The sequence below is a fragment of the Haemophilus sp. CCUG 66565 genome, from assembly GCF_001679495.1.
Lineage (GTDB): Bacteria > Pseudomonadota > Gammaproteobacteria > Enterobacterales > Pasteurellaceae > Haemophilus > Haemophilus haemolyticus_K.
The window spans coordinates 141906-167310 of record NZ_LZOX01000001.1; the positions used below are offsets into that span (position 1 = coordinate 141906).

At 38.1% G+C, this 25405-nt stretch carries 21 protein-coding genes; 8 read left to right on the forward strand and 13 right to left on the reverse strand.

All coding sequences use genetic code 11. From position 1 onward, the window contains the following. Positions 1-2: 2 nt before the first annotated feature. From miaA to dksA, 7 genes are all read right to left on the reverse strand, one after another. Positions 3-938, reverse strand: a complete 936-nt coding sequence (gene miaA / locus A9501_RS00685; RefSeq protein WP_065264526.1) for a tRNA (adenosine(37)-N6)-dimethylallyltransferase MiaA — start codon at positions 936-938, stop codon at positions 3-5. A 7-nt stretch (positions 939-945) separates the two neighbouring features. Continuing rightward, positions 946-2835 (reverse strand): DNA mismatch repair endonuclease MutL, encoded by a 1890-nt coding sequence (gene mutL / locus A9501_RS00690; RefSeq protein WP_065264527.1) that lies wholly within the window; start codon positions 2833-2835, stop codon positions 946-948. Next, entirely contained in the window at positions 2836-4206 is a 1371-nt protein-coding gene (locus A9501_RS00695) for an N-acetylmuramoyl-L-alanine amidase (RefSeq protein ID WP_065264528.1), read from the reverse strand. Between the two features lie 7 nt (positions 4207-4213). Next, complete coding sequence (gene tsaE / locus A9501_RS00700; RefSeq protein WP_005635434.1) at positions 4214-4690, reverse strand: tRNA (adenosine(37)-N6)-threonylcarbamoyltransferase complex ATPase subunit type 1 TsaE; 477 nt, start codon at positions 4688-4690, stop codon at positions 4214-4216. 75 nt (positions 4691-4765) lie between these two features. After that, positions 4766-5248: a 2-amino-4-hydroxy-6-hydroxymethyldihydropteridine diphosphokinase gene (folK, locus tag A9501_RS00705; protein ID WP_065264529.1), complete on the reverse strand. Its 483-nt coding sequence runs from the start codon at positions 5246-5248 to the stop codon at positions 4766-4768. An 8-nt stretch (positions 5249-5256) separates the two neighbouring features. Beyond that, positions 5257-6699 carry a polynucleotide adenylyltransferase PcnB gene (gene pcnB / locus A9501_RS00710; protein WP_373554062.1) on the reverse strand — a complete coding sequence of 481 codons (1443 nt, stop codon included), beginning with the start codon at positions 6697-6699 and terminating at the stop codon, positions 5257-5259. Positions 6700-6862: 163 nt separating this feature from the next. After that, entirely contained in the window at positions 6863-7300 is a 438-nt protein-coding gene (gene dksA, locus A9501_RS00715; protein WP_005627987.1) for an RNA polymerase-binding protein DksA, read from the reverse strand. 258 nt (positions 7301-7558) lie between these two features. On the opposite strand from dksA, the gene A9501_RS00720 reads away from it, so the two are divergent. The 8 genes from A9501_RS00720 to gshAB all read left to right on the forward strand — a co-directional run bounded on the left by A9501_RS00720 (position 7559) and on the right by gshAB (position 18850). After that, the gene (locus tag A9501_RS00720) at positions 7559-9925 is read left to right on the forward strand and encodes a DNA internalization-related competence protein ComEC/Rec2 (RefSeq protein ID WP_065264530.1); all 2367 of its coding nucleotides are present in this window, start codon (positions 7559-7561) and stop codon (positions 9923-9925) included. Positions 9926-9965: 40 nt separating this feature from the next. Continuing rightward, positions 9966-11729 carry a lipid A ABC transporter ATP-binding protein/permease MsbA gene (gene msbA / locus A9501_RS00725; protein WP_065264531.1) on the forward strand — a complete coding sequence of 588 codons (1764 nt, stop codon included), beginning with the start codon at positions 9966-9968 and terminating at the stop codon, positions 11727-11729. Positions 11730-11801: 72 nt separating this feature from the next. Beyond that, positions 11802-12800, forward strand: a complete 999-nt coding sequence (lpxK, locus tag A9501_RS00730; protein WP_065264532.1) for a tetraacyldisaccharide 4'-kinase — start codon at positions 11802-11804, stop codon at positions 12798-12800. Between the two features lie 4 nt (positions 12801-12804). After that, entirely contained in the window at positions 12805-12978 is a 174-nt protein-coding gene (locus A9501_RS00735) for a Trm112 family protein (RefSeq protein WP_179855771.1), read from the forward strand. Positions 12979-12981: 3 nt separating this feature from the next. Then, the gene (kdsB, locus tag A9501_RS00740; protein ID WP_065264533.1) at positions 12982-13746 is read left to right on the forward strand and encodes a 3-deoxy-manno-octulosonate cytidylyltransferase; all 765 of its coding nucleotides are present in this window, start codon (positions 12982-12984) and stop codon (positions 13744-13746) included. A gap of 1 nt (position 13747) precedes the next feature. Further along, positions 13748-15577, forward strand: a complete 1830-nt coding sequence (gene uvrC, locus A9501_RS00745; protein WP_065264534.1) for an excinuclease ABC subunit UvrC — start codon at positions 13748-13750, stop codon at positions 15575-15577. A gap of 97 nt (positions 15578-15674) precedes the next feature. Beyond that, positions 15675-16388: a TerC family protein gene (locus A9501_RS00750; RefSeq protein ID WP_005637559.1), complete on the forward strand. Its 714-nt coding sequence runs from the start codon at positions 15675-15677 to the stop codon at positions 16386-16388. A gap of 173 nt (positions 16389-16561) precedes the next feature. Further along, a complete protein-coding gene (gene gshAB / locus A9501_RS00755; protein ID WP_065264535.1) occupies positions 16562-18850 on the forward strand; it encodes a bifunctional glutamate--cysteine ligase GshA/glutathione synthetase GshB in 2289 nt (762 codons plus the stop codon). An 84-nt stretch (positions 18851-18934) separates the two neighbouring features. Here the strand turns inward: gshAB and gdhA are convergent, their stop codons facing one another. The 6 genes from gdhA to A9501_RS00785 all read right to left on the reverse strand — a co-directional run bounded on the left by gdhA (position 18935) and on the right by A9501_RS00785 (position 25297). Further along, positions 18935-20284, reverse strand: coding sequence for an NADP-specific glutamate dehydrogenase (gene gdhA, locus A9501_RS00760; RefSeq protein WP_065264536.1), 1350 nt, complete (start codon positions 20282-20284; stop codon positions 18935-18937). 208 nt (positions 20285-20492) lie between these two features. Next, complete coding sequence (gene hemB / locus A9501_RS00765) at positions 20493-21515, reverse strand: porphobilinogen synthase (RefSeq protein ID WP_065264537.1); 1023 nt, start codon at positions 21513-21515, stop codon at positions 20493-20495. 52 nt (positions 21516-21567) lie between these two features. Next, positions 21568-22338, reverse strand: a complete 771-nt coding sequence (gene tatC / locus A9501_RS00770) for a twin-arginine translocase subunit TatC (RefSeq protein ID WP_065264538.1) — start codon at positions 22336-22338, stop codon at positions 21568-21570. A 9-nt stretch (positions 22339-22347) separates the two neighbouring features. Beyond that, positions 22348-22908 (reverse strand): Sec-independent protein translocase protein TatB, encoded by a 561-nt coding sequence (tatB, locus tag A9501_RS00775; protein WP_065264539.1) that lies wholly within the window; start codon positions 22906-22908, stop codon positions 22348-22350. A 2-nt stretch (positions 22909-22910) separates the two neighbouring features. Then, entirely contained in the window at positions 22911-23141 is a 231-nt protein-coding gene (tatA, locus tag A9501_RS00780) for a twin-arginine translocase TatA/TatE family subunit (RefSeq protein ID WP_048954155.1), read from the reverse strand. A gap of 128 nt (positions 23142-23269) precedes the next feature. Then, the gene (locus A9501_RS00785; RefSeq protein ID WP_065264540.1) at positions 23270-25297 is read right to left on the reverse strand and encodes a BCCT family transporter; all 2028 of its coding nucleotides are present in this window, start codon (positions 25295-25297) and stop codon (positions 23270-23272) included. Positions 25298-25405 lie beyond the last annotated feature (108 nt).

Consider the following 25405-nt stretch of genomic DNA (forward strand, 5'->3'; position numbering starts at 1 on the left):
TTCTAACCTTTTTGATAGAAATCTAAGTGACGTAATATGGTTTCTTTCGCTTGTTGAGGTTGTAAACTATCCAGCCATTGTATTGGCGTTTTCCAACCTCGTAGCCAAGTGAGCTGGCGTTTAGCTAGCTGGCGCGTTGCGCAAATACCACGGAAAATCATTTCCTCGTGATCGTAATCGCCTTGTAAATATTCCCACATTTGACGGTAGCCCACGCAGCGAATTGACGGTAGATTAATATTTAAATCACCACGCGCATAAAGTTTTTCCACTTCTGCTTGAAAGCCTAATTCAATCATTTTATGAAAGCGTTGTTCAATGCGCTCATGCAAAATATGACGATCTTGCGGCGCAATTGCAAATTGCACAAAATCATAAGGCAAGGCTTCGCCTTTTTCTTCCGTCAGTTCTGTGAGTGATTTTTCTGTGATGTAAAAAACTTCTAAAGCACGATTGATTCGTTGAGAATCACTCGGATTAATTCGGGCGGCAGAAATAGGATCGATTTTGGCGAGTTCTGTATGCAATGCTGCCCAACCTTGTTGAGCTGCTTTTTGTTCGATCTCTGCACGAATATTTTCATCAGCAGAAGGCAAGGGAGAAAGCCCTTCGATTAAGGCTTTATAATACAACATCGTGCCGCCCACTAATAATGGAATTTTGCCTTGTGCAGTAATATCTGCCATTTCGCGTAGTGCATCATCGCGGAAATTCATTGCGGAATAGCTTTCTGATGGATCTAAAATATCAATCAAACGGTGAGGCGCAAGGGCAAGTTCTTCTTTTGATGGTTTCGCTGTGCCAATATCCATTCCTTTATAAATGAGCGCTGAATCCACACTAATCACTTCGACTGGAAGCGAGCTTCGTAGTTGAATGGCTAAATCTGTTTTACCGGAGGCTGTTGGGCCCATTAAAAAAATTGCGGTTGGTTTCATGAAGAATCTAAATTTCGTTTAATAAAGGCTGCCAGTTAACAGGTTTTAGCAACTGGGTAAATACCGTGCGATTTGTTTGCGTTAGTAAACGTTCTGTATCGCTCAATAAATTAAGTGCATCCGCTAAAGCATTAAAGGCTTTGCATTCTAATTGTGCGCAAAGTGCGGTTAAAAATGGTGATGAATTTTCCTCTCTAGTCAGCATTGCCATCACGCATTTTTGTAGATTTTGTGTACGCAATAAACTTGGCACTTTATTTAAGGTTAAGCGTAATTGTGCTTGATTTTCGATAAATTCAAAGCCAATTTTTTTGAAGTCATCTGAATATTGTTGCCATGCTTGAAATTGTGATTCAGTTAAGCGAAACACGATGGGAATCAATAAAGGCTGTTGTTCAATGTGTATTTGTTGTAAAGCTAATTGCCATTGCAAGCGTTGTAATTTTTCCAATGAAAGCAAAAAGAAATCTTGGTTCTGTTGTAATAACAACGCGCGATTTTCAATAAGTGAAAGGGCGCGTAGATGTGATGAGCACTCAATTATTTCAGTTGAGATGATTTTAGCTGTATCTGAAATATTTTGTTGTGCTGTATTCGATATATCCTTTTGCTCTATAGGCGGTAATGTGCGTAATAATTCACCATATAAACGTTGCTCAGTTTTACTCGGTGCATCAGAACGGTAATCTCGATAACCAGTACTTACATGATTTGGCAACACTGCTGTGTTAGAAAAGTGCGCTTGATTTTGCTGTGGTTTTTCATGATATTGTGGCGCAAAGATATTTTGCCCCGCAGCTGCACGATTAGGACGAATGCTGTAATTCGCTTGGGGTTCACGCACCGTATTTTCTTCGTGATTTTCTACCGCACTTTGCTCTGTGTGCCAATTAAGCTGTTCTTGATTGTTTAGCGCATGGCTGATGCCTTCGTAAATAAAATCATGAATGAGGCGTTGTTGGTGAAAGCGCACTTCATGTTTGGTTGGATGAACATTGACATCCACATCATGCGGGTTTAAGTCAATAAACAACACAAATGCAGGATAAGCATCGGTTGGTAAATATTGTGCATAGGCTTGTCGAATAGCATGGCTGATCACTTTATCTCTCACCATTCGACCATTAATATAGCAATAACTTAAATCATTTTGAGTTCGGCTAAAATTTGGTGTGGCTACCCAGCCCGATAAGTGTAAATCATCGTGTTTCCAATCAATTCGTAAGGCATTTTTGACAAAATCATCCCCGCAAATAGCGGCAACACGTTTTAGTTGCTGATTAAGCGTTTCAGCAGGACGATATTGACGGATAATTTTCCCATTATTCGTTAGCGTAAATGCCGTATTGAATTTTGTTAAAGCAATGCGGCGAATGACTTCATCAATATGCGCAAATTCTGTTTTATCTGTGCGCAAAAATTTTCGGCGGGCTGGTGTGTTGAAAAAAAGATTGGCAACTTCAACTGTTGTGCCGACAGGATGTGATGCGGGTTTGATTATAGTTTCCATATCACGGCCTTGAGCATAAACTTGCCAAGCTTCAGTTTGCTCTGCTGTGCGAGAGGTGAGCGTTAAGCGTGATACCGAGCTGATACTTGCCAATGCTTCGCCTCTAAAACCCAAACTTAAAATGGCTTCTAGATCGTCAAGATCGGCTATTTTGCTAGTAGCATGTCTGGCTAACGCCAGGCTTAACTCTTCTTTTGGAATGCCACAGCCATTGTCACGAATTCGGATTAAATTTGCCCCACCATTTTCGATATCGATTTGGATTTTATTTGCACCTGCATCAAGGCTATTTTCCACTAATTCTTTCACCACAGATGCAGGGCGTTCTACCACTTCACCAGCAGCAATTTGGTTAGCAAGTTGTGGGGAAAGAATTTTAATTGGCATTTATTTTTCTCTTAATTTAATTTTTTGTCCGCTCAGGGCTTTACCATCTTTTAATTTTGGATTTAGTTTTAAAATTTGGTTGACTGAAATATTGTATTCTCGCGATACAGCATAGATTGTCTGATCTTTTTGAATGACATGGTAAAGCGGAATTTCTTTTTTCTCATCAGATTTTTTAGTAGATGAGGTTTCCTCTTTTTTCGTTTTATTTGAGGATTTATTTTTATCCGTCTTATTTTCTGATTTTTCTACTTTTGGAGTGTTGTTTTTTTCAGTCGTTTTCTCAGTCTTTTTCACCGCACTTTCTTTATTTTTTGAGGAATTTATTTTGTCATCTTGTGCTTTCTGAGTTTTTCCATTATCTGGAATTTTTATGGTTTCACCAATCCAAAGAGCTTCGCGTTTTAATTTATTTAACGTCACAATGTCTGCTACTTTGACATCATATTTATTCGCAAGGCTTCCTAAACTTTCCCCATTTTTGACTGTGTGGCGAAGGCCACTATCTTTCAGTACGTTCTCATTGGTATTTTTATCGGAAGTGCGGTCATTTTTTTCACTATTTTTTGTATCACTTTGTTTGCTATTCTGAACAATATCATCACTTATGAAAGATTTGGCTTTTCCGCCACGGAAAACCACTAATCCCTCATAAATCATATAGGCGATACGACGGCGATAAGCTGGGGAGTTAAGTTTTTGTTCTTCATCAGAATTTGATAGAAAACCTGTTTCCACTAATACGGAAGGAATATCAGGTGAACGTAAAACACCAAGGCTTGCGTGTTGAGGAACGCTGCGGCTTAAGGTCGTCACTTTTGAAAAATGGCTTAAAATATGTTTACCAAGTTCATAACCAGTACGTTGGCTATGACCAAATTGTAAATCAAGCACAGTTTGATCTAGGTATTTATCGTTATTGTGTGAAAGCACTTTTCCTGCGCCACCGAGTAATTCGGAGCGTTTTTCATCGTCTTCTAACCATTGACCCATTTCATCATTGGCTCGACGGTTTGACAACACCCAGACTGATGCACCGCGACGTTCAGGTGATTCAGATGAATCCGCATGAATGGAAATGAGATAATTCGCTTTAAATTTACGTGCGATTTCTGAACGTTCAGGCACGGAAATATAGTAATCACCGCTTCGTGTTAATACGCCACGAAAATTTGGATCTTTATCGAGTAAGGCTTTTAACTCTTTTGCAATCGAAAGGGTGACGTTTTTTTCATAAATGCCCAAGTTTCGGCTGATTGCACCGGGATCTTTTCCTCCATGACCTGGGTCAATCGCAATCGTAATTGGGGCTGCAAAAAGAGAGAAGCTAAACGTTGAGAAAAAAAGAAAAAATAAAATTTTTGTTTTCATAAATAAATTAATTAGAGAATGCTTTTATAATATTTTTACCTAAGTTTGTTTGTGCGATTAATTCAATATTTCGTGCATCATCGTAATAATCAATATTTACTAAAATATCCGCTTCCGGCAATATGCCTTGGCCTTTTTCAGACCATTCAATTAAGCAGATGCTATCCGTATTAAAATAATCTCTAATCCCCATAAATTCGAGTTCTTCGGGATCTGCTAAACGATATAAATCAAAATGATAAATCATTTTGCCAGCAATATTGTATTCTTCAACCAGCGTATAAGTTGGGCTTTTTACATTACCCTGATGACCGATACCTTGCAGCATTCCGCGCGTTAGCGTTGTTTTTCCTGCACCAAGATCACCGTTAAGATAAACCATAATTGCTTTTTCTGTATGCAATTTTAAAAGAATTTCCGCGAATTTTTTGCCGAAGCGGAGCATAGAAAATTCATCAGGGATATATTGTGTTAAGCTTTCCATAACTGGTCATGAATGAAGAAAAATGTGGGCAGATTCTACCGCACTTTTGAGGTTCATAAAAGTGTGGTGAAATTTCTAGGGATTTAATTTTATCATTTTATGGTCATCAAATTGCTTGACCAAATCTGCTAGTGGTTGAGTGTTCGGTAAGACCAAATCCGATGCAATTTCAAACAACGGCACAATGACAAACTCACGGTTATGCATATCATAATGGGGAATCGTTAAGCGCTCGTTTTGAATGATTTCATTGCCGTAGAGCAAAATATCCAAATCTAATGTACGCTCACCCCATCGGCGTAAACGTACTCGACCTTGCTCATTTTCAATGCGTTGCAATTCATCTAATAGTGCAAGCAGGCTAAGTTTGGTTTCAATTTTTGCAACGGCATTCACATAATCGGGTTGATCTTGTGGGCCGAGCGGCTTGCTTTTATAAAAAGAGCTCGTCGTTACCAAATGCGTGTTTGGTAACTGACTTATCGCGTTAAGCGCAGAATGTAATTGTTCTACTGGTGTGTTTAAATTGCTACCAAGAGCAATATATGCAGTAATCATCTCTTCCCTTATTCTGCTGAGCGGGTTGTTTTACGACGGCGTGGACGGTAGTATTTTTTCTTTGGTTTGGGATGTAAGCGTTGTTGCTCGTGTACTAACTGTTCACGCTGTTCACCATTGCTGAATTGATATTCGTGCCACCATTTGGCTAATTCAATCGTTTCGCCACCTTCGATTTCTGCACGCATAGCCAGTAAATCAAAGCCAGCACGGAATTTTGGATGTTCCATAGTGCGCATTGGTGTAGAACCGGTACGTTTTAATAATTGCAGTTGTAAGAACCAAATATCACGAATGACCGCAGTATGACGACGTGGTGCAGCCAAAGCGCGACAGAATAAATCTAAAACTTCATTCCCCGCCAAAGCATAAGCATCATGGTTATTTAGACCGCCTTCATTTTTCAAAATTTCCACTTTTTCGCGTAATGGATACCAGAAAAATGCTGCAAATAAGAATGCAGGATTAATACGAAGTCTATCCGCAACACGTTCATCCGTAGAAGTAAGCGCGGTGACGATCATGCGTTCTGCAAAACTATCTTCTTTCTCTGTAAAATATGGGCTTAATGCAGGGAAAAGTTGTTCAAATAAACCATATTGGCGTAATAAACGATAGGTTTTTACCCCTTGTCCTGCTTGTAATAATTTTAAACTCTCATCAAATAAGCGAGCTGGCGGAATATTTTTTAATAAAGGCGCAAGTTCACGAATTGGTTGTTCGCTCGGTTTTTCAAGGAACATATCAAGTTTTGCCATGAAACGAATGGAGCGTAGCATGCGCACAGGATCTTCTTGATAACGCGTAACTGGATCACCGATTAAGCGTAGTTTTCCCGCTTTGAGATCCTGAATACCATCAAAATAATCACGTAAGGTATTATCTTGCGGATTGTAATACAGCGCATTGACCGTAAAGTCTCGGCGTTCTGCATCTTGTTCGATCGTGCCGTAAACATTATCGCGCAGTAACATGCCTTCATTGCTCTGTTTCGCTTGATTTTCATTGCGAGCATCACTGTGATTGGCACGGAAAGTGGCAACTTCAATAATATCTCGACCAAACATAATATGTGCTAATCGGAAACGGCGACCCACTAAACGGCATTGGCGTTGGAAAATATTTTGGATTTGCTCAGGACGGGCGTTTGTTGCAACATCAAAGTCTTTTGGTTTTTTACCGAGCAATAAATCGCGGATAGATCCTCCGACGATATAAGCCTCGAAACCTTGACGTTGTAGTTTTTCCACTACGGTGAGTGCATTACGGCTAAAATCACGCGGTGAAATATCAAATTGAGCCGCTTTAATCACATTTTTATCGTAGCGGTGTGTTTGTTCTGATTTTTTTGCCCGCGCTTTTGGCATTTGATTATTAGAACGCTCAACTCGTTTAGAATGAGCACTTGTTTTGGCAACCTCTTTTGATTTTTTTGTCTTCTTGCCAAACAAATTTTTGATATAAGTAAGAATAATTTACTCCGTTTTTTAGCTGGAAATAAATGACTTAGCTCTTTTTCTGTAAAGAAAAAGGCAAGGGGATTTTTCCGCATTTTTAAATGCAAAAAAGTGCGGCTAATTTTAACCGCACTTTTGTATTTTTCAATAGAATGAATTAACCAGCGACTTGTTTTTCGCGGATTTCAGCTAAAGTTTTGCAATCAATGCAAAGATCTGCTGTTGGGCGTGCTTCTAAACGGCGAATGCCAATTTCTTCACCACAACAATCACAGTAACCAAAATCATCGGTATCAAGTTTTTTCAAGGTTGCTTCAATTTTTTTCATTAGTTTACGTTCGCGATCACGATTACGTAATTCTAGACTGAATTCCTCTTCCTGAGTTGCTCGGTCTGCGGGATCGGGGAAATTGGTCACTTCATCCTGCATATGTGCAACGGTGCGAGAAGCTTCTTCCACGATTTGCTCGTGCCAAGCATTAAGAATTTTTCTGAAATGAAGAATTTGATCTTCACTCATATATTCTTCATCTTTTTTCATTTGATAAGGCTTTACGCCTGCTAAATCTAGCAAGCTCAACGATGCTTTTGACATCTCTCACTCCTAATACATACAGAATTTAAGCGTGAACTTCACGACTTCCTGTCTTGTTATTTTAGTTTGTTCCTGACAGCACTTTGAGGAACCCAATTTTGAGGGCGGTATAAATATCAGAAGTTGTTTGTTTTAGCAAGTAAATTTTCCTGAAACATTTATTTTTGCGATATAGATCGCAGAAACGTCATCAACCTTTTGCTCATTGAGATGAATCTATTTTAGGCTTAGAACGACAAGCCTAAAATTGCGATAAAAATGAAATTAAACTTAATAACTTTAGTTATCTTGTTGATTGTTGCGGATTTAACGTTGTTATTTCTACCGCAGTCATGGCTATTGACTTGGCAACTTGCTCTCGTCATTGCGCTTGCTTTGATTTTTCTTTTTATTTTTTTGCATAGAAATTTCTTCGTTTTTCTTGCTTTTTTTGTTGTTTCTCTCGGTTATACACATCATTCAGCGCTTAGCTTGTTACAACAAGCACAAAGTATTACCGCTCAAAAACAAGTGGTGACGTTTGAGGTCCAAGAAATTTTGCACCAACAGGATTATCAAACTCTTATTGCCACGGCAACATTGGCGGATAACTTACGAGAGCAACGAATTTTTTTAAATTGGAAAGCAAAAGAGGTGCCTCAATTATCGGAAATTTGGCAAGCGGAAATTTCCTTACGCCCCCTTTCTGCGAGATTAAATTTTGGTGGATTTGATCGGCAACAATGGTATTTTTCAAAGGGAATTACGGCTGTTGGAACCGTAAAAAGTGCGGTGAAAATTGCTGATATTTCATCATTGCGAGCAGAAAAATTGCAACAAGTAAAGAAGCAAACGGAAGGATTATCTCTACAAGGTTTATTGAACGCGTTAGCTTTTGGCGAACGAGCTTGGTTAGATAAAAACACTTGGTCAATTTACCAACAAACCAATACCGCACATCTTATTGCTATTTCTGGCTTACATATTGGGTTGGCTATGGGGATTGGATTTTACTTGGCGCGTGTTGTGCAAGTATTTTTACCCACCCGTTTTATTCATCCTTATTTTCCTTTAGTTTTTGGTGTTTTATTTGCTTTAATTTATGCGTATTTGGCTGGTTTTAGCGTGCCCACTTTTCGTGCCATTTCAGCACTTGTTTTTGTTTTCTTTATTCAAATAATGAGGCGACATTATTCGCCTCTTCAGCTTTTTACATTGGTTGTCGGATTCTTGCTTTTCTGCGATCCATTAATGCCGCTTTCGGTCAGTTTTTGGCTTTCTTGTGGTGCAGTTGGTTGTTTGATCGTCTGGTATCGTTATGTGCCTTTTTCTCTTTTTCAATGGAAAAATCGACCCTTTTCACCAAAAGTGCGGTGGATTTTGAGTTTATTTCATTTGCAATTTGGGTTATTGCTCTTTTTTACGCCTTTGCAACTTTTTCTATTTAATGGCTTATCGCTGAGTGGATTTTTAGCCAATCTTATTGCCATACCACTTTATAGCTTTTTTCTTGTGCCCTTGATTTTATTTGCTGTTTTTACTAACGGAGCTTGTTTTTCTTGGCAACTAGCAAACAAGTTAGCCGAAGGAATCACTTGGTTAATTTCTGTTTTTCAAGGAAATTGGTTTAATGTTTCATTTAATTTAGCGCTGATTTTAACCGCACTTTGTTGTGGAATGTTTATGTTAATTATTTCGAGTATTTACCGAGAACCTGAAGTTTCATCATCAACCAGGCAAGTAAAACGAGCAAGATTTTTTACATTAAATATCAGTAAATCTTTGCTAAAAAATGATCGAATCAACGTTTTGCGATGTTCTTTCGGCATTATGTCGCTTTGTTTTATGATTTTGTTGTTTAAACAATTGAGCAAGCCGAATTGGCAATTAGATACGTTGGATGTTGGGCAGGGATTAGCAACGCTGATTGTTAAAAATGGTAAAGGGATTCTCTATGATACAGGCTCAGCATGGCAAGGGGGGAATATGGCTGAATTAGAAATTTTGCCTTATTTGCAAAGAGAAGGGATTACTTTGGAAAAGTTGATTTTGAGCCACGACGATAACGATCATGCAGGTGGTGCTTCGACAATTTTAAAGGCGTATCCCAACATGGAATTTATTACTCCTTCACGAAAAAACTATGGGGAAAATCACCGCACTTTTTGTACTGCTGGGCGTCATTGGGATTGGCAAGGGCTACATTTTCAAATACTTTCACCACATTCTATTGTGGAGCGAGCAGATAATCCCCATTCTTGTGTGATTTTAGTCGATGATGGAAAGCATAGCGTTTTGCTAACTGGCGATGCTGAAATAAAAAATGAGCAAATTTTTGCCCGCACTTTAGGAAAAATAGATGTGTTACAAGTAGGGCATCACGGGAGTAAAACATCGACAAGTGAATATTTACTTTCCCAGGTTAGACCAGATATAGCGATTATTTCTAGTGGGCGTTGGAATCCGTGGAAATTCCCTCATTATTCGGTTATGGAAAGGCTACATCGTTATAAAAGTGTGGCGAAAAATACCGCTATTTCAGGGCAAGTAAGGGTAAATTTTTTTAAAGACCGATTAGAAATCCAACAAGCACGCACAGAATTTTCCCCTTGGTATGCGCATGTAATTGGATTCTCGAGCGAATAAAAGGTACAATGCGCGCAATTTTTACCATTAGATAGCGATTATGCAAGAGCAAAAATTACAAGAAAATGATTTTTCAACCTTACAAACTTTTAAGCGTTTATGGCCAACAATTAAACCTTTTAAAGCGGGTTTATTGGTGTCTGCTATCGCATTGGTGCTTAATGCTTTGGCAGATTCAGGTCTTATTTATTTATTAAAACCTTTGCTAGATGATGGATTTGGTAAGGCGGATCATTCATTTTTGAAAATGATGGCTGTGGTCGTCGTGGGAATGATTTTTTTGCGTGGGGTTTCTAACTTTATTTCTAATTATTGTTTAGCATGGGTATCAGGCAAAGTTGTCATGACAATGCGTCGTCGCTTGTTTAAGCATTTGATGTTTATGCCAGTGAGTTTCTTTGACAGAAATTCAACAGGCAAATTACTTTCTCGTATTACTTATGATTCTGAGATGATTGCAAGTTCTTCTTCAGGCTCTTTGATTACTATTGTGCGAGAAGGGGCATATATTATTTCGCTATTGGCCGTAATGTTTTATACAAGCTGGGAATTAACCCTTGTTTTATTTGTTATCGGGCCAATTATTGCGGTGTTGATCACTATTGTTTCAAAAATTTTCCGTAAGTTGAGTAAGAATTTACAAGATTCAATGGGAGAATTAACAGCAACGACCGAGCAAATGTTGAAAGGACATAAAGTCGTACTTTCGTTTGGGGGTCAGCTTGTAGAGGAAGAGCGTTTTAATAAAGTGAGTAACAATATGCGTCGTAAAGGTATGAAAATGGTCACCGCAGATTCCATTTCCGACCCTGTGGTACAGATTATTGCTTCTCTTGCTTTGGCGGTAGTATTGTTTTTAGCGACGACTCCGTTGATTGCAGAAGATAACCTAAGTGCGGGTTCTTTTACGGTGGTTTTCTCATCTATGTTGGCGATGATGCGTCCATTAAAATCTTTAACGAACGTAAACTCTCAATTCCAACGTGGAATGGCAGCATGCCAAACTTTATTTGCCATTTTAGATTTGGAGCCAGAAAAAGATAACGGCACTTATCAAGCTGAACCATCGAAAGGTGCGTTGGAATTTAAAAATGTGAGTTTTGCATATCAAGGAAAAGAGGAACTTGCATTAAATAATATTTCTTTTAGCGTGCCTGCAGGAAAAACCGTTGCTTTGGTTGGACGTTCTGGATCGGGTAAATCAACCATTGCTAATTTAGTGACCCGTTTTTACGATATTGAGCAAGGTGAAATTTTACTGGATGGTGTAAATATTCAAGATTATCGTTTATCCAATTTACGTGAAAACTGCGCTGTGGTTTCTCAACAAGTCCATTTATTTAACGATACCATTGCGAATAACATTGCTTATGCAGCACAAGATAAGTATTCTCGTGAAGAAATTATCGCTGCAGCAAAAGCGGCTTATGCTTTAGAGTTTATCGAAAAATTACCACAAGGTTTTGATACGGTCATTGGTGAAAACGGTGCGAGCTTATCTGGTGGGCAGCGTCAACGTTTAGCGATTGCTCGTGCTTTATTGCGTAATTCGCCAGTATTAATTTTAGATGAAGCTACATCTGCACTAGATACGGAATCAGAACGAGCAATTCAATCTGCATTAGATGAATTGAAGAAAGATCGTACTGTTATCGTAATCGCTCATCGTTTATCAACCATTGAAAATGCGGATGAAATTCTTGTGATTGATCATGGTGAAATTCGTGAGCGCGGTGACCATAAGGCATTGCTTGAACAAAATGGTGCCTATAAACAATTACACAGTATGCAGTTTAGTGGCTAATTTATTGATTATCGAAAACGCGAGTTGAAAAACTCGCGTTATTTTATCCGCACTTATTAGAAAGGATTTTCTATGCCCTTCTGGTATTCCAACTCCAAACTTATTTGGCTTTTATCGCCTTTTTCTTTATTGTTTTGGTTGATTAGCCAAATTCGTCGCGCCTTATTCTCTTTGGGGCTCAAGTCTTCTTATCGCGCACCAAAACCAGTGATAATTGTGGGAAATTTGTCTGTTGGTGGAAATGGCAAAACGCCCGTGGTTGTTTGGCTTGTGGAAGAATTAAAAAAACGAGGTTTGCGCGCAGGTGTGATTTCTCGTGGTTATGGAAGTAAATCTAAAACGTATCCGTTATTCGTTACTGAAAATACGCGTCCGATTGAAGGTGGTGATGAGCCTGTATTGATCGCGAAACGTACCAATGCGCCAGTAGTGATTTCCCCGAATCGGCAGCAAGCGATTGAATTACTCTTAAGCCAAGCAGAGTGCGATATTATTATTTCTGACGATGGTTTACAGCATTATAAATTAAAGCGTGATTTGGAAATTGTTGTAATGGATGCTGAGCGCGCATTGGGAAATGGTTTTGTATTGCCAGCAGGCCCATTGCGTGAATTGCCAAATCGATTAAAATCCGTAGATTTTGTGATCACTAATGGTGGAAAAAATCAGTATTCAGATGCGGTTATGCGTCTCGTGCCTCATTTTGCGATTAATTTAAAAACCAATGAAAAACGCCAATTAAATGAATTTCAAACAGGTGTTGCCATCGCAGGGATTGGCAATCCACAGCGTTTTTTTACTATGTTAGAAAAGTTAGGGATTCAGTTACAGAAAACTCAAGCATTTCAAGATCATCAACATTTTGAAGCCTCTCAATTAGAAAAACTTGCTGAAAATCAACCGCTCTTTATGACGGAAAAAGATGCCGTAAAATGCCAATCTTTTGCCAAAGATAATTGGTGGTATGTCCCTGTGGATGCGGAGATTATTGAGGCTGAAAAACAAAGTGAAAATTTACCGCTCTTTTGGGCAAAAATAGACAAACTTGTGGAGCAATACAGAAATGTCTGAAAAGATTAATCCTCAGTTGCTTGAAGTGATTGCTTGCCCTCGTTGTTTAGCTCGATTGCAATATGATCAAGAAAATCAACGATTAATTTGTTGTTATGAACAGATTGCTTATCCTATTAAAAATGGTGTGCCAGTGTTGTTTGCCGATAAAGCTGAAATATTAAAGAATAAGGAATAAATTATGTCATTTACCGTGATTATCCCCGCTCGTTTTGCATCAAGTCGTTTGCCAGGAAAACCTCTTGCTGATATTGCGGGTAAGCCAATGATTCAACATGTATTTGAGAAAGCATTGCAGTCAGGGGCGAGCCGAGTGATTATTGCCACCGATAATGAAAATGTGGCTGATGTAGCCAAAAGTTTTGGCGCGGAAGTATGCATGACTTCGGTTAATCATAATTCTGGTACAGAACGTTTAGCGGAAGTTGTAGAAAAATTAGCGATTCCTGACAATGAAATTATTGTCAATATTCAAGGCGATGAGCCTTTGATTCCACCCATTATTGTGCGACAAGTAGCAGATAATTTAGCAAAATTTAACGTAAACATGGCAAGCCTTGCGGTAAAAATTCATGATGCTGAGGAATTATTCAATCCAAATGCAGTGAAAGTGTTAACAGATAAAGATGGCTATGTACTGTATTTTTCCCGTTCGGTTATTCCTTACGATCGTGATCAGTTTATGAATTTACAGGATGTTCAGAAAGTACAGCTTGCGGATGCTTACTTACGTCATATTGGCATTTACGCATATCGTGCGGGGTTCATAAAGCAATACGTGCAATGGGTACCAACTCAACTTGAAAATCTAGAAAAACTTGAACAGCTTCGTGTGTTATATAACGGCGAACGCATTCATGTGGAGCTTGCGAAAGAAGTGCCTGCAGTGGGGGTGGATACTGCTGAAGATTTGGAAAAAGTGCGGGCAATTTTAGCGGCGAATTAAAATGTTTGATGCTAAAAAGTTCTTAGCGGATGTCTCTCACGAACCTGGTGTTTATCGTATGTATGATGATAAAGATCAGGTTATTTATGTTGGGAAAGCAAAGGATTTAAAAAAACGTCTTTCAAGCTATTTTCGTAAAAATCTGATCAGTAAAAAAACAGAGGCGTTGGTGGCATCAATTCATCATATTGACACCACGCTAACTTCATCTGAAACAGAAGCTTTACTGCTAGAGCATAATTTTATCAAGCTTTATCAGCCTCGTTATAACGTATTATTGCGTGATGATAAATCTTACCCATTTATTTTATTAACCAAAGAACGTCATCCAAGAATCACTTCCTATCGTGGGTCTAAAAAATTTGCAGGTGAATATTTCGGGCCTTATCCTCACGCGGGAGCCGTGCGTGAAACGTTATCACTTTTGCAAAAACTTTTCCCAGTTCGACAATGTGAAAATTCAGTTTATTCCAACCGCTCTCGTCCTTGTTTGCAATATCAAATTGGGCGTTGTTCTGCGCCTTGTGTTCAGGGATATGTTTCTGATGAAGAATATAATCAGCAAGTTGAATTAGCGCGCTTATTTTTGCAAGGCAAAGATCAACAGGTGTTAGATTATTTAATCGGTAAAATGGAGCAGGCAAGCAGAAATTTAGATTTTGAACAGGCGGCTCGTTATCGTGATCAAATTCAGGCGGTACGTTCGGTTATTGAAAAACAATTTGTATCCAATGAGCGTTTAGATGACATGGATATTATGTCTATTGCTTACCAACACGGTTTAGCCTGTGTACAAGTGATGTTTATTCGTCAAGGAAAAGTGCTCGGCAATCGCAGTTATTTCCCAAAAGTACCCGCAAATACGGATTTATCGGAACTTACAGAAACTTTTGTAGGGCAATTTTATTTACAAGGTCATCAAGGACGAAGTATCCCGAATAGTATTATTGTCGATCGTCAATTAGCTGAAAAATCAGAGCTTGAGCAACTTCTTACTGATCAAGCGGGCAGAAAAGTAACGATTCAAGAAAGTGTAAAAGGCGATAAGAGTAAATATTTACAGCTCGCACAGGTTAATGCTAAAGCGGCTTTAAATGTACAACTTAAACAATCTTCACGAATGTCAGAGCGTTATCAAGCGTTGTGCGAGCTGTTAAATCTTCCTGAAATTAAGCGTATGGAATGTTTCGATATAAGCCACACGATGGGAAATCAAACAGTAGCATCTTGTGTTGTTTTTAATCAAGAAGGTCCACTAAAATCTGATTATCGTCGTTTTAATATTGAAGGGATTACTGGAGGGGATGATTATGCTGCGATGGAACAAGCCCTGCAGAAACGTTATGAGCGTGATTTAGAAGAAGATAAAATTCCCGATATTATTTTTATTGATGGTGGAAAAGGGCAATTAAATCGTGCATTGAATGTGTTCCAACATCTTCAAGTAAAATGGGATAAAAATAGACCGCACTTAATTGGCGTGGCAAAAGGTGTGGATCGTCGAGCAGGGCAGGAAGTACTGATTATCAGCAAACAAGACCGCGAAATTCATTTGCCTGATGATAGTTTGGCATTGCATTTGATTCAACACATCCGTGATGAAAGCCATAATCACGCAATAAGCGGGCACCGTAAAAAACGTCAAAAAGCCTTTACACAAAGTGGTTTAGAAACCATTGAAGGTGTGGGTGCTAAACGTCGTCAGGCTTTACTGAAATATCTTGGTGGTTTACAAGGTGTGAAAAAGGCGACCTTAGATGAAATAGCCTCTGTACCTGGAATTTCGCTTAAACTTGCCGAAACGATTTTTGAAACGCTCAAAAATGATTAATCAATTATATCTTAAATGTAAATAACGATTGCTTTTCATCATAAAGCCATTATGATCCGCACTTTCGGATTTATTTAACTCTATTATAGGAAAAATTATGTTTGAATGGATTACTGATCCTGAAGCGTGGATATCACTTGCGACACTTGCTGCTTTGGAGATCGTTTTAGGGGTCGATAATATTATTTTTATTAGTATCCTAGTTGGACGTTTACCTGAACGCCAACGCCAGTCTGGTCGTATTGTTGGACTTGGTTTGGCAATGCTGACAAGAATTTTACTTTTAATGTCTCTAGCGTGGATGATGAAGCTTACTGCACCGTTATTTACTGTGTTTAATCAAGAAATTTCTGGGCGTGATTTGATTTTATTAATCGGTGGTTTATTCCTGATTATAAAAAGTTCTGGAGAAATTAAAGAGGCGATAAATCATCAAGAACACCATGAATCTGAAAGCAAAAACAAAGTGAGTTATTTTGGCGTATTAATTCAAATTGCAGTGCTAGATATTGTATTTTCTTTAGATTCCGTAATTACAGCAGTAGGTATGGCAAGCCATCTTCCTGTTATGATTTTGGCGATTATTATTGCCGTTGGCGTGATGATGTTTGCGGCAAAACCAATCGGCGATTTTGTGGATACACACCCAACGTTGAAAATTCTAGCTTTAGCTTTCTTAGTTTTAGTAGGAATTAGCTTAATTGCAGAAAGTTTGGATATTCACATTCCGAAAGGTTACATTTATTTTGCAATGGGATTCTCTGTTGTGGTCGAAATGATAAATATTCGAATGAGAAAACGGATGAAATAGAAGATTAAAAATAATTTAAGGGCTGAGTTCTGTTATTTGAGGAACTTGGCCCTTTTAGTTTATTTAGTTAATTTTTATATAACTAAATCATCTATTCAGTTCCATTTCAACATAAAGCAGACTATTTTAGTGTGATATTATTTCAACAAAAGTTTTATTTGAAAGGGTACATAATGAAATTACAACAATGGGTTAAACAATATCAACTAGGTTTACTTTTTCAGCAAGGTCAATTTGGTTTAGAAAAGGAAAGTCAACGTATTGACGATAAGGGAAATATTGTGACGACCCCCCATCCACGTGTATTTGGTAATCGTTCTTATCATCCCTATATTCAAACAGATTTTGCCGAGAGTCAGCTTGAGTTGATTACGCCACCAAATGCTAAACTGGAAGATAGCCTTCGTTGGCTTTCTGCAATTCATGAGGTGGTGTGGCGTTCTTTACCTGAAAATGAATACATTTTCCCATTTAGTATGCCAGCAGGATTACCACCAGAAAATGAGATTCAAGAGGCGCAGCTTGATAAACAAGAAGATGTTAAATATCGTGAGCATCTGTCTAAACAATATGGTAAATACAAGCAAATGGTAAGTGGAATTCACTACAATTTCCAACTGTCATCTGAATTTGTGAAAGCTATATTCTTGTTGCAAGATGAATATGCTCATCTTAAAGATTTTCAAAATGCCCTATATATGAAATTAGCTAATAATTTTCTACGCTATCAGTGGATTTTAGTTTATTTACTTGCTGCAAGTCCGACAGTGGAAGCAAATTATTTTTCTCGAAATGGCGTACTGAATTTTCCTTTGAAAGAGGGGCAGTTAGTACGTAGTTTACGTTCTAGTCCCTATGGTTACGTTAATTCATCTAATGTTGTGGTGAATCATGATAACCTTGAAAATTATGTAGAAACATTAGAGTTTCAAGTTAAATCTGGTCATTTGATTGCAGAAAAAGAATTTTATTCTAATGTTCGTTTACGAGGTTCGAAAAAAGCTCGTGAATTGCTAGAAAAAGGCGTTCAATATGCAGAATTTCGTTTGTTTGATTTGAATCCACTTGAGCCATATGGTATCAGTCTAGATGATGCAAAATTTATTCATATTTTCTTATTAGGAATGTTATGGCTTGATGAGACAAGTGGTCAAAAAGAAGTAGAGCTTGGTAAACAAAGATTATATCAAGTATCTCTTGAAGACCCTCGTGAGCAAACAGCATTTAGAGAAGAAGGTGAAGCAATATTAAGCCAAATTATTGATATGTTGAAAATTATCAATGCAGATGAAAGAGCGGTTAAAATTTCGGAAGAAAAATTGGTGCAATTGGCAGAACCAAGTCTAACAGTAAATGGGAAATTGCTCAAAGCGATTGAGCAGGAGGGAAGTTATAAAGCTTTGGGGGTAAAACTTGCGAAGCAATATAAAGCTCAAGCTTTTAAACGTTTTTATGCTTTATCTGCATTTGATAATATGGAACTCTCCACTCAAGCTTTATTATTTGACCTAATTCAAAAAGGTGTTACGACTGAAATTTTAGATGAGAATGATCAATTTCTTGCGCTTAAATTTGGTGAACACCTTGAATATGTTAAAAATGGTAATATGACTAGCCATGATCAATATATCTCTCCATTGATTATGGAAAATAAGGTAGTGACAAAGAAAGTATTATCAAAGGCTGGTTTTAATGTACCAAAAAGCTTGGAATTTACATCGATTGAACAGGCCGTTGCACATTATGCTTTATTTGAAGGACGCGCTGTTGTTATTAAACCAAAATCCACAAATTATGGTTTAGGCATCACAATTTTCAAACAGGGTGTGACACATAGAGAGGATTTTGTCAAAGCGATTGAGATTGCTTTTCGCGAAGATAAAGAAGTGATGGTTGAAGATTATTTAATTGGTACAGAATATCGCTTCTTTGTTTTGGGGGATGAAACGCTTGCAGTGTTGTTGCGTGTACCTGCAAATGTTATAGGTGATGGAAAGAATACGGTGCGTGAATTGGTCGAGATAAAAAATTCAGATCCTTTACGGGGAGATGGTTCTCGCTCACCTCTCAAAAAGATCGCTTTAGGTGACATAGAATTATTACAGTTAAAAGAACAAGGATTAACACCAGATAGTGTACCTCAGGCTGGCCAAATTGTGCAGTTACGTGCTAATTCTAATATCAGTACGGGAGGGGATTCTATTGATATGACTGATAAAATGCACGAGAGTTATAAACAGATTGCTGTAGGAGTTGCTCATGCAATGGGGGCTAAAGTTTGCGGGGTCGATTTAATTATTCCTGATTTAACAAAACAAGCTGAACCATCCTTAAACTCCTGGGGAGTGATTGAAGCTAATTTTAATCCAATGATGATGATGCATATTTTCCCTTATCAAGGTAAATCAAGAAGATTGACTAAAAACGTCATTAAAATGTTGTTTCCAGATATAGAAATGTAGTATCAAATTAAGTGATAAGAAATAACCGCACTTTAACTAATTAAAGTGCGGTTGATAAGAAACATTTATGTTGTATGTGTTGAATTAATATACACCCTGTGCCAACATAGCATCAGCAACTTTAACAAAACCTGCAATATTAGCTCCTACTACATAGTTAATATTTTGTTGACCTGCGATAGAACCATATTTTTTGCAGTTAGCATGAATATCTAACATAATACGATGCAATTTGGCATCAACTTCTTCCGCTGTCCAATATAAGCGTTGGGAACTTTGTGCCATTTCTAAGCCAGAGGTCGCTACGCCACCAGCATTAGCTGCTTTACCTGGGCCAAATAATACACCAGCCTCTAAGAATGCGTCTGTTGCTTCGATAGTAGTTGGCATGTTTGCACCTTCAGCGACTAATTTCACACCATTTTTAATCAAGGCTTTCGCATCTAAAATCTCTAATTCGTTTTGGGTTGCGCAAGGAAGAGCTATATCGGCTTTCACTTCCCAAGGGCGTTTGCCTGCAAAATATTGAAGACCAAATTGTTTTGCAAATTCTTCTACTCGACCACGTTTTACATTTTTGAGCTCTAATAAAGCCTCTAATTTTTCACGATCAAATCCTTCAGGCAAATACACATAACCTGCTGAGTCTGAACAGGTTACGACTTTCGCACCAAGCTCCATCGCTTTTTCAATCGCATATTGTGCCACGTTACCTGAACCGGAAACTAAAACCGTTTTACCTTGGAAGCTATCCCCTTTCTCAGCAAGCATTGCTTGGGCAAAATAAACCAATCCATAACCGGTTGCTTCTGGACGAATTAAGCTCCCACCGAATGAAAGACCACGACCGGTAAAGACACAAGCCGCTTGGTTTGATAATTTTTTCATATAGCCTGCAAGATAGCCTACTTCACGACCACCTACACCAATATCACCGGCGGGCACATCGGTATCTGGGCCAACATGACGATACAATTCAGCCATTAAAGCTTGACAGAAACGCATCACTTCAGCATCTGATTTTCCTTTAGGATCAAAATCTGATCCCCCTTTCGCACCACCCATTGGCAATGTGGTTAAGGCATTTTTAAAGATCTGTTCAAAACCTAAGAATTTTAAAATCGATAAGTTAACGGATGGATGAAAACGCATTCCCCCTTTAAAAGGACCAATTGCACTGTTGAATTGCACGCGGAAAGCTCGGTTTACTTGAACTTGGCCTTTATCATCAGTCCATGCCACACGGAATTGGAATGCTCGCTCTGGCTCAACTAAACGCTCTAATAAAGCTTCTGAACGGTATTTAGGGTTTGCTTCCAAGAAAGGCCAGATTGAAGTGAAGACTTCACGAACAGCCTGTAAAAATTCAGGTTGGTGAGCATCTCTTTGAGCGATTTTCCCAAGAAATTCGTCTAATGATGTAATTATTGTCATAATGTGTTTCCTCTATTGATGTTGTATTTTTCTGTATGTATTTGAATCACCCTCTAGATGGGGCTTAGTGACAATATGTAACGAGAGACTTAATATTGCAATATTTATTGTGATAAAAAGATAAAAAGAGAATAAAAAAAGCAAGAAAATTAAATTTTCTTGCTTTTTTTTAGATGAAATCTAAATTATTAATCATAATATTATGGTTTTACTTATTTTTCCCTTCTAAATAAAGCCATTCTGCGACTTGTTTTGCAAAATAAGTCAAAATTCCGTCGGCACCAGCTCGTTTGAAGCAAAGTAGTGATTCCATAATACATTCTTTTTCTTTTAGCCAGCCATTTTGAATGGCTGCCATATGCATTGCGTATTCACCTGAAACTTGATAAGCGAAAGTAGGTACGCCAAAATGTGTTTTTACGCGATACACCATATCTAAGTATGGCATACCTGGTTTTACCATGACCATGTCAGCGCCTTCTTGTAGATCTAATGCGACTTCTTGTAAACCCTCATCTCCATTTGCAGGATCAAGTTGATAAGTTTTTTTATCACCGCCTTTTAAATTACCTGATGAGCCGACAGCATCACGAAATGGTCCATAATAATTAGAAGCATATTTGGCAGAATATGCCATAATTTGTGTGTTAATAAATCCTTTTTCTTCTAATGCTTGTCGAATACGGCCAATACGACCATCCATCATATCACTTGGCGCAACAATATCAGCGCCTGCTTCAGCATGAGAAATAGCTTGTTTGATGAGAATATCAGAGGTGATGTCGTTAAGAACATAGCCGTCTTCATCAATAATTCCATCTTGTCCATGGCTTGTATAAGGGTCAAGTGCAACATCTGTTAATACCCCTAATTCTGGATAAGCATTTTTTAATGCTCGAACTGCGCGTTGTACTAGACCGTTTGAATTATAGGCTTCTTCTGCCATTAGAGATTTTTTATCTTGTTCAATTACAGGAAATAATGAAATGACAGGAACACCATATTTAACTAGCAAACCTGCTTCAATAAGAAGTTGATCGATAGTTAGACGTTCAACACCTGGCATAGAGGGAACAGCCTCACGATAGTTTTTACCTTCAAGAATAAATACCGGATAAATAAGATCGTCTACGGTGAGTTTATTTTCAGCCATTAAACGACGACTAAAATCATGTTTACGTAAACGACGTAGGCGGCGGGTAGGAAATCCTGTAAAAATTTGTTGAGTCATATTATAGTCCTTTTTCTTATATAATGAGAAAGGGGGCGATGCCCCCCAATTATTATTCCATTTTATTTGATTCTTCAGTATTTTCAACCGCACTTTCATCTTCTTTTGGCTGATAAAAACGAGCAACTAATAAACCTAATTCAAATAGAAGAATCATTGGTACAGCAAGTAGCGTTTGTGAAAATACATCTGGTGGGGTTAGAATCATTCCAATAAAAAATGCACCTACAATGATATAAGGGCGTTTTTCAGAAAGGGCCTTTACCGTTGTTACACCTGTCCAACAAAGTAAAATAATAGCAATTGGGACTTCAAAACAGACGCCAAAAGCTAAAAATAATGCCAATGCAAAATCTAAATAACTACTAATATCTGTGGCAATTGCGACACCTTCAGGTGCAGTTTGGGTAAAAAAGCTAAATACAAAAGGAAACACTACATAATAAGCAAAAGCCACCCCACAATAAAAAAGAATAGTGCTTGAAAATAACAATGGGTAAATCATTCTTTTTTCATGTTGGTATAGAGCTGGTGCAACAAATGCCCAAACCTGGTAGAGCAAATAAGGAACGGAAATAAATACTGCGACTATTGCCGTTAATTTAATAGGCGTAAAGAAGGGCGTTTGAATATTTGTTGCGATCATTGTTGCGCCTTTTGGCATAACGTTAGTTAAGGGAGCTGCAACAAAATGATAAATATCATTTGAAAAATAAACGAGCGCAACAAATACCAATGCAACGCAAATCACACTGCGTAAAAGACGGTTTCTTAATTCAACAAGGTGTGTAATTAGGGGTTGAGATTCATCCACATTACTCATACAAATTCCCTATAATTCAGATTTTTTCGATTGAGATTTCGATACAGGTATGACTTCAATATCATCTGGGGGATAGTAATCAGATAGGCGTTCTGTGAGTTCTGCCTGCTCGTGAGCATCAAGCGTGGTTAAATCAGTAAGTTGATTTTCTTCTTTCGGCAAAATTTCTGATGAATCCAGTGCTACTACAGCATCTTTGGATTTGTCCCCATTTTCTGCCGCATTTTTAATTTCTTTGATTTGTTCTTCTACTGTCGTGCCTGCTTCAGCAGCTTTGGCTTCCAGCTCGGATTTCATTTTATCTGCTTGTGCTTTTAATTCTTCTACCGTTTTACTTAATTCTGGAGAAAGTGTTTGTAAATTTAAAGATTCAGCTTTTTTAATGCTATCTTGTAATTCTTGTAATTTTAGTTCTTGTTTTAATTCGTTTTGCACATTGGCAGCTAAGCCGCGAATGGTTTTTACCCAACCCATAACTGTACGAATAGCCACGGGCAAACGCTTAGGGCCTAGCACCACTAAGCCCACCAGCATCAATAAAACAAGTTCGGAAAAACCAATATCAAACACGGTTATGCCTGTTCTTTATTTTTTACAGTTTCAGTTTTTTCAGAGGTTGTCGTAGCGTCTTTAATTTGGGTAAACTCAGCATCTTTTTTAGGCTCGTCATCAGACATTGCTTTTTTAAAACCTTTTACTGCTGCACCAAGATCAGAGCCCGCATTGCGTAACTTTTTAGTACCAAATACTAATAAAATCACGACTAATAAAATAATCATTTGTGCTGGGGATAAACCAAACATAGAAAAACTCCGTTAGAATTAAATTGAAAATTTGGGCTTGAATATACTCTTTTTATGCATTTGCCTCAAGAGGTAATTTTAAAAGTGCGGTCAAAAAGAAGGTTATTTTCAACCGCACTTTAGTCTTATTATTCAGCCAGTTCTGTTTGCTCGTGCGCCATCAATTCTTGTCCCACATCATCTAACAAACTTAAGTAGCGTTCATAATGTTTCAACATATCAGCAATCAATTCGTCTTGATCCATATATTGCACATCATAACCCACTCGACCATCAAAGAAATAGGTGTATGGCTCATAGGTCATACTATGTTGGATATGTGGCAAGTTATCATCATTAATTAATTGCTCTGATACCTCGCGACCAATAGATTTTACCCCGTACATAAAGTCTCGCATCAACTCTTTCTGAATGACTAACTCGACTGCAGGCTCATCTTGATCAAATAACGTGTTAATTTGTACGCTCAAATCATATTTGCTAATCAACTCTTGGCGTAATTCTCGCATAGCTGGTAATACCGTATGTTTAAGGAAACGTAAAATATCTTTTTCTTGCGTTTGGTTCATCATTTGTTCCAAACGTTCTTTCCACTTATCCCCTGTCCAGAAAATACTGGTTGGATTAACTTTGGTATCAAAATATTTTTTGTCCGCATTCAAGCCTTTCCATAAACTAAAACACATCAATAACATCAACATTGCGAAAGGTAACGCCACTAACAAGGTCATTGCCTGTAGATTAGCTAAGCCACCTGATTGCATTAAAACAATCGCGACGACTGACATTAATACACCCCACATCACGGCCTGCCAACGAGGTGCTGCAAGGCTTTTATCGCGTGATGCAATGTTATTTAATACATAAATACCGGAGTCTGCCGAGGTGATAAAGAATAAAGAAATCACCACCAAACTTACTAAACCAGTCACACCAGAAAGCGGTAAATAATCTAAGAATTTAAAGAGCAACGTTTCAGGCGAGGAAATCATTTGTCCTAACGTACCTGCAGCTTCACCATCATTCAACCAAATGGCCGTATTACCAAATACGGTAAACCACAAGATACCGAACATGCTAGGAATCACCAATACCCCGAAAATAAATTCGCGAATCGTGCGTCCTTTAGAAATTCGAGCAATAAACAAGCCAACAAATGGTGCCCAAGAACACCACCATGCCCAATACAAAATCGTCCAACCACTAAACCAACCAGTATGCTCTTGTTCATAAACATAGGTTTTGAAGCTTAATTGTACTAAGTTGCTGAGATAAGTTCCGATGTTGTCGCTAAAAGCGGATAACAAATAAAGTGTTGGCCCTGCTACTAATACGAAAATCAATAAACAGAAAGCTAATGTTAAATTCAGCTCACTTAAGATTTTGACTCCTTTTCCTATACCAGAAATCGCGGAAAATGTGGCTAAACTCATCACCACAGCAATTACAACAATTTGCAAGCTGAAACTATTTTTACTAATCCATCCTAATTGATGTAAGCCAGCACCCAATTGTGATGCCCCAAAACCTAATGTCGTGATAATACCGAATAAGGTGGCAAGTAGCGCCATAATGTCGATAAGATCGCCTAACTTGCCATTAATACGCTCTTTCAATAGCGGATAGAAACAAGAACGTAATGCTAAAGGCAATTTATAACGGAATCCAAAGTAAGCCAATGACAACGCAATCGTGCCATACACCGCCCAGGCATGGATTCCCCAGTGAAATAAGGTGTGTAACAAGGCTTCTTGTTGCTTATGCTCAGCGCTACCAGTGGTAATGTCAGATAAGTAATGCGTTAACGGCTCCGCGACACCAAAGAACATCAACCCTACCCCCATACCGGCAGCAAATAACATTGCTAACCAAGAGAGAAAACCGAATTCAGGCTCTTCTTCATCATTGCCTAATTTGATATTACCTAGGCTACTGACTGATAAAATGACTAAAAAGCCCAAAAACACTGAGAATGCTAAGACGTAAAACCAACTAAAGTTGGCAAAAATGCCCGATTTGGCGGTATTTAATAAAGTTTGCGTTTGTTCCGGAGCGATTAAAATCATCGCAACGAGTAACACCACAAAAAATAACGTTGCACCAATCACTAAAGGATTGAACGACGTTTGCTTTTCCATAAATTTAGATAAAGACAACGCTTCCCCCTTAAAATTAAGTGAATAAAAATAAAATCAGATTAAATAAAATAAGGCCTTAAGCCCTAAATGGTGAGATGGAACCATCGCAAATGATAGCACGGAGAA

Coding starts and splice junctions, on each gene's coding strand:
- lpxK (WP_065264532.1), top strand. CDS start 11,802: ATGCCCTTCTGGTATTCCAACTCCAAACTTATTTGGCTTTTATCGCCT.
- tatC (WP_065264538.1), bottom strand. CDS start 22,338: ATGAGTAATGTGGATGAATCTCAACCCCTAATTACACACCTTGTTGAA.
- gdhA (WP_065264536.1), bottom strand. CDS start 20,284: ATGACAATAATTACATCATTAGACGAATTTCTTGGGAAAATCGCTCAA.
- msbA (WP_065264531.1), top strand. CDS start 9,966: ATGCAAGAGCAAAAATTACAAGAAAATGATTTTTCAACCTTACAAACT.
- folK (WP_065264529.1), bottom strand. CDS start 5,248: ATGATTACTGCATATATTGCTCTTGGTAGCAATTTAAACACACCAGTA.
- A9501_RS00695 (WP_065264528.1), bottom strand. CDS start 4,206: ATGAAAACAAAAATTTTATTTTTTCTTTTTTTCTCAACGTTTAGCTTC.
- tsaE (WP_005635434.1), bottom strand. CDS start 4,690: ATGGAAAGCTTAACACAATATATCCCTGATGAATTTTCTATGCTCCGC.
- A9501_RS00720 (WP_065264530.1), top strand. CDS start 7,559: ATGAAATTAAACTTAATAACTTTAGTTATCTTGTTGATTGTTGCGGAT.
- tatA (WP_048954155.1), bottom strand. CDS start 23,141: ATGTTTGGTTTATCCCCAGCACAAATGATTATTTTATTAGTCGTGATT.
- kdsB (WP_065264533.1), top strand. CDS start 12,982: ATGTCATTTACCGTGATTATCCCCGCTCGTTTTGCATCAAGTCGTTTG.
- uvrC (WP_065264534.1), top strand. CDS start 13,748: ATGTTTGATGCTAAAAAGTTCTTAGCGGATGTCTCTCACGAACCTGGT.
- miaA (WP_065264526.1), bottom strand. CDS start 938: ATGAAACCAACCGCAATTTTTTTAATGGGCCCAACAGCCTCCGGTAAA.
- gshAB (WP_065264535.1), top strand. CDS start 16,562: ATGAAATTACAACAATGGGTTAAACAATATCAACTAGGTTTACTTTTT.
- A9501_RS00750 (WP_005637559.1), top strand. CDS start 15,675: ATGTTTGAATGGATTACTGATCCTGAAGCGTGGATATCACTTGCGACA.
- dksA (WP_005627987.1), bottom strand. CDS start 7,300: ATGTCAAAAGCATCGTTGAGCTTGCTAGATTTAGCAGGCGTAAAGCCT.
- mutL (WP_065264527.1), bottom strand. CDS start 2,835: ATGCCAATTAAAATTCTTTCCCCACAACTTGCTAACCAAATTGCTGCT.
- hemB (WP_065264537.1), bottom strand. CDS start 21,515: ATGACTCAACAAATTTTTACAGGATTTCCTACCCGCCGCCTACGTCGT.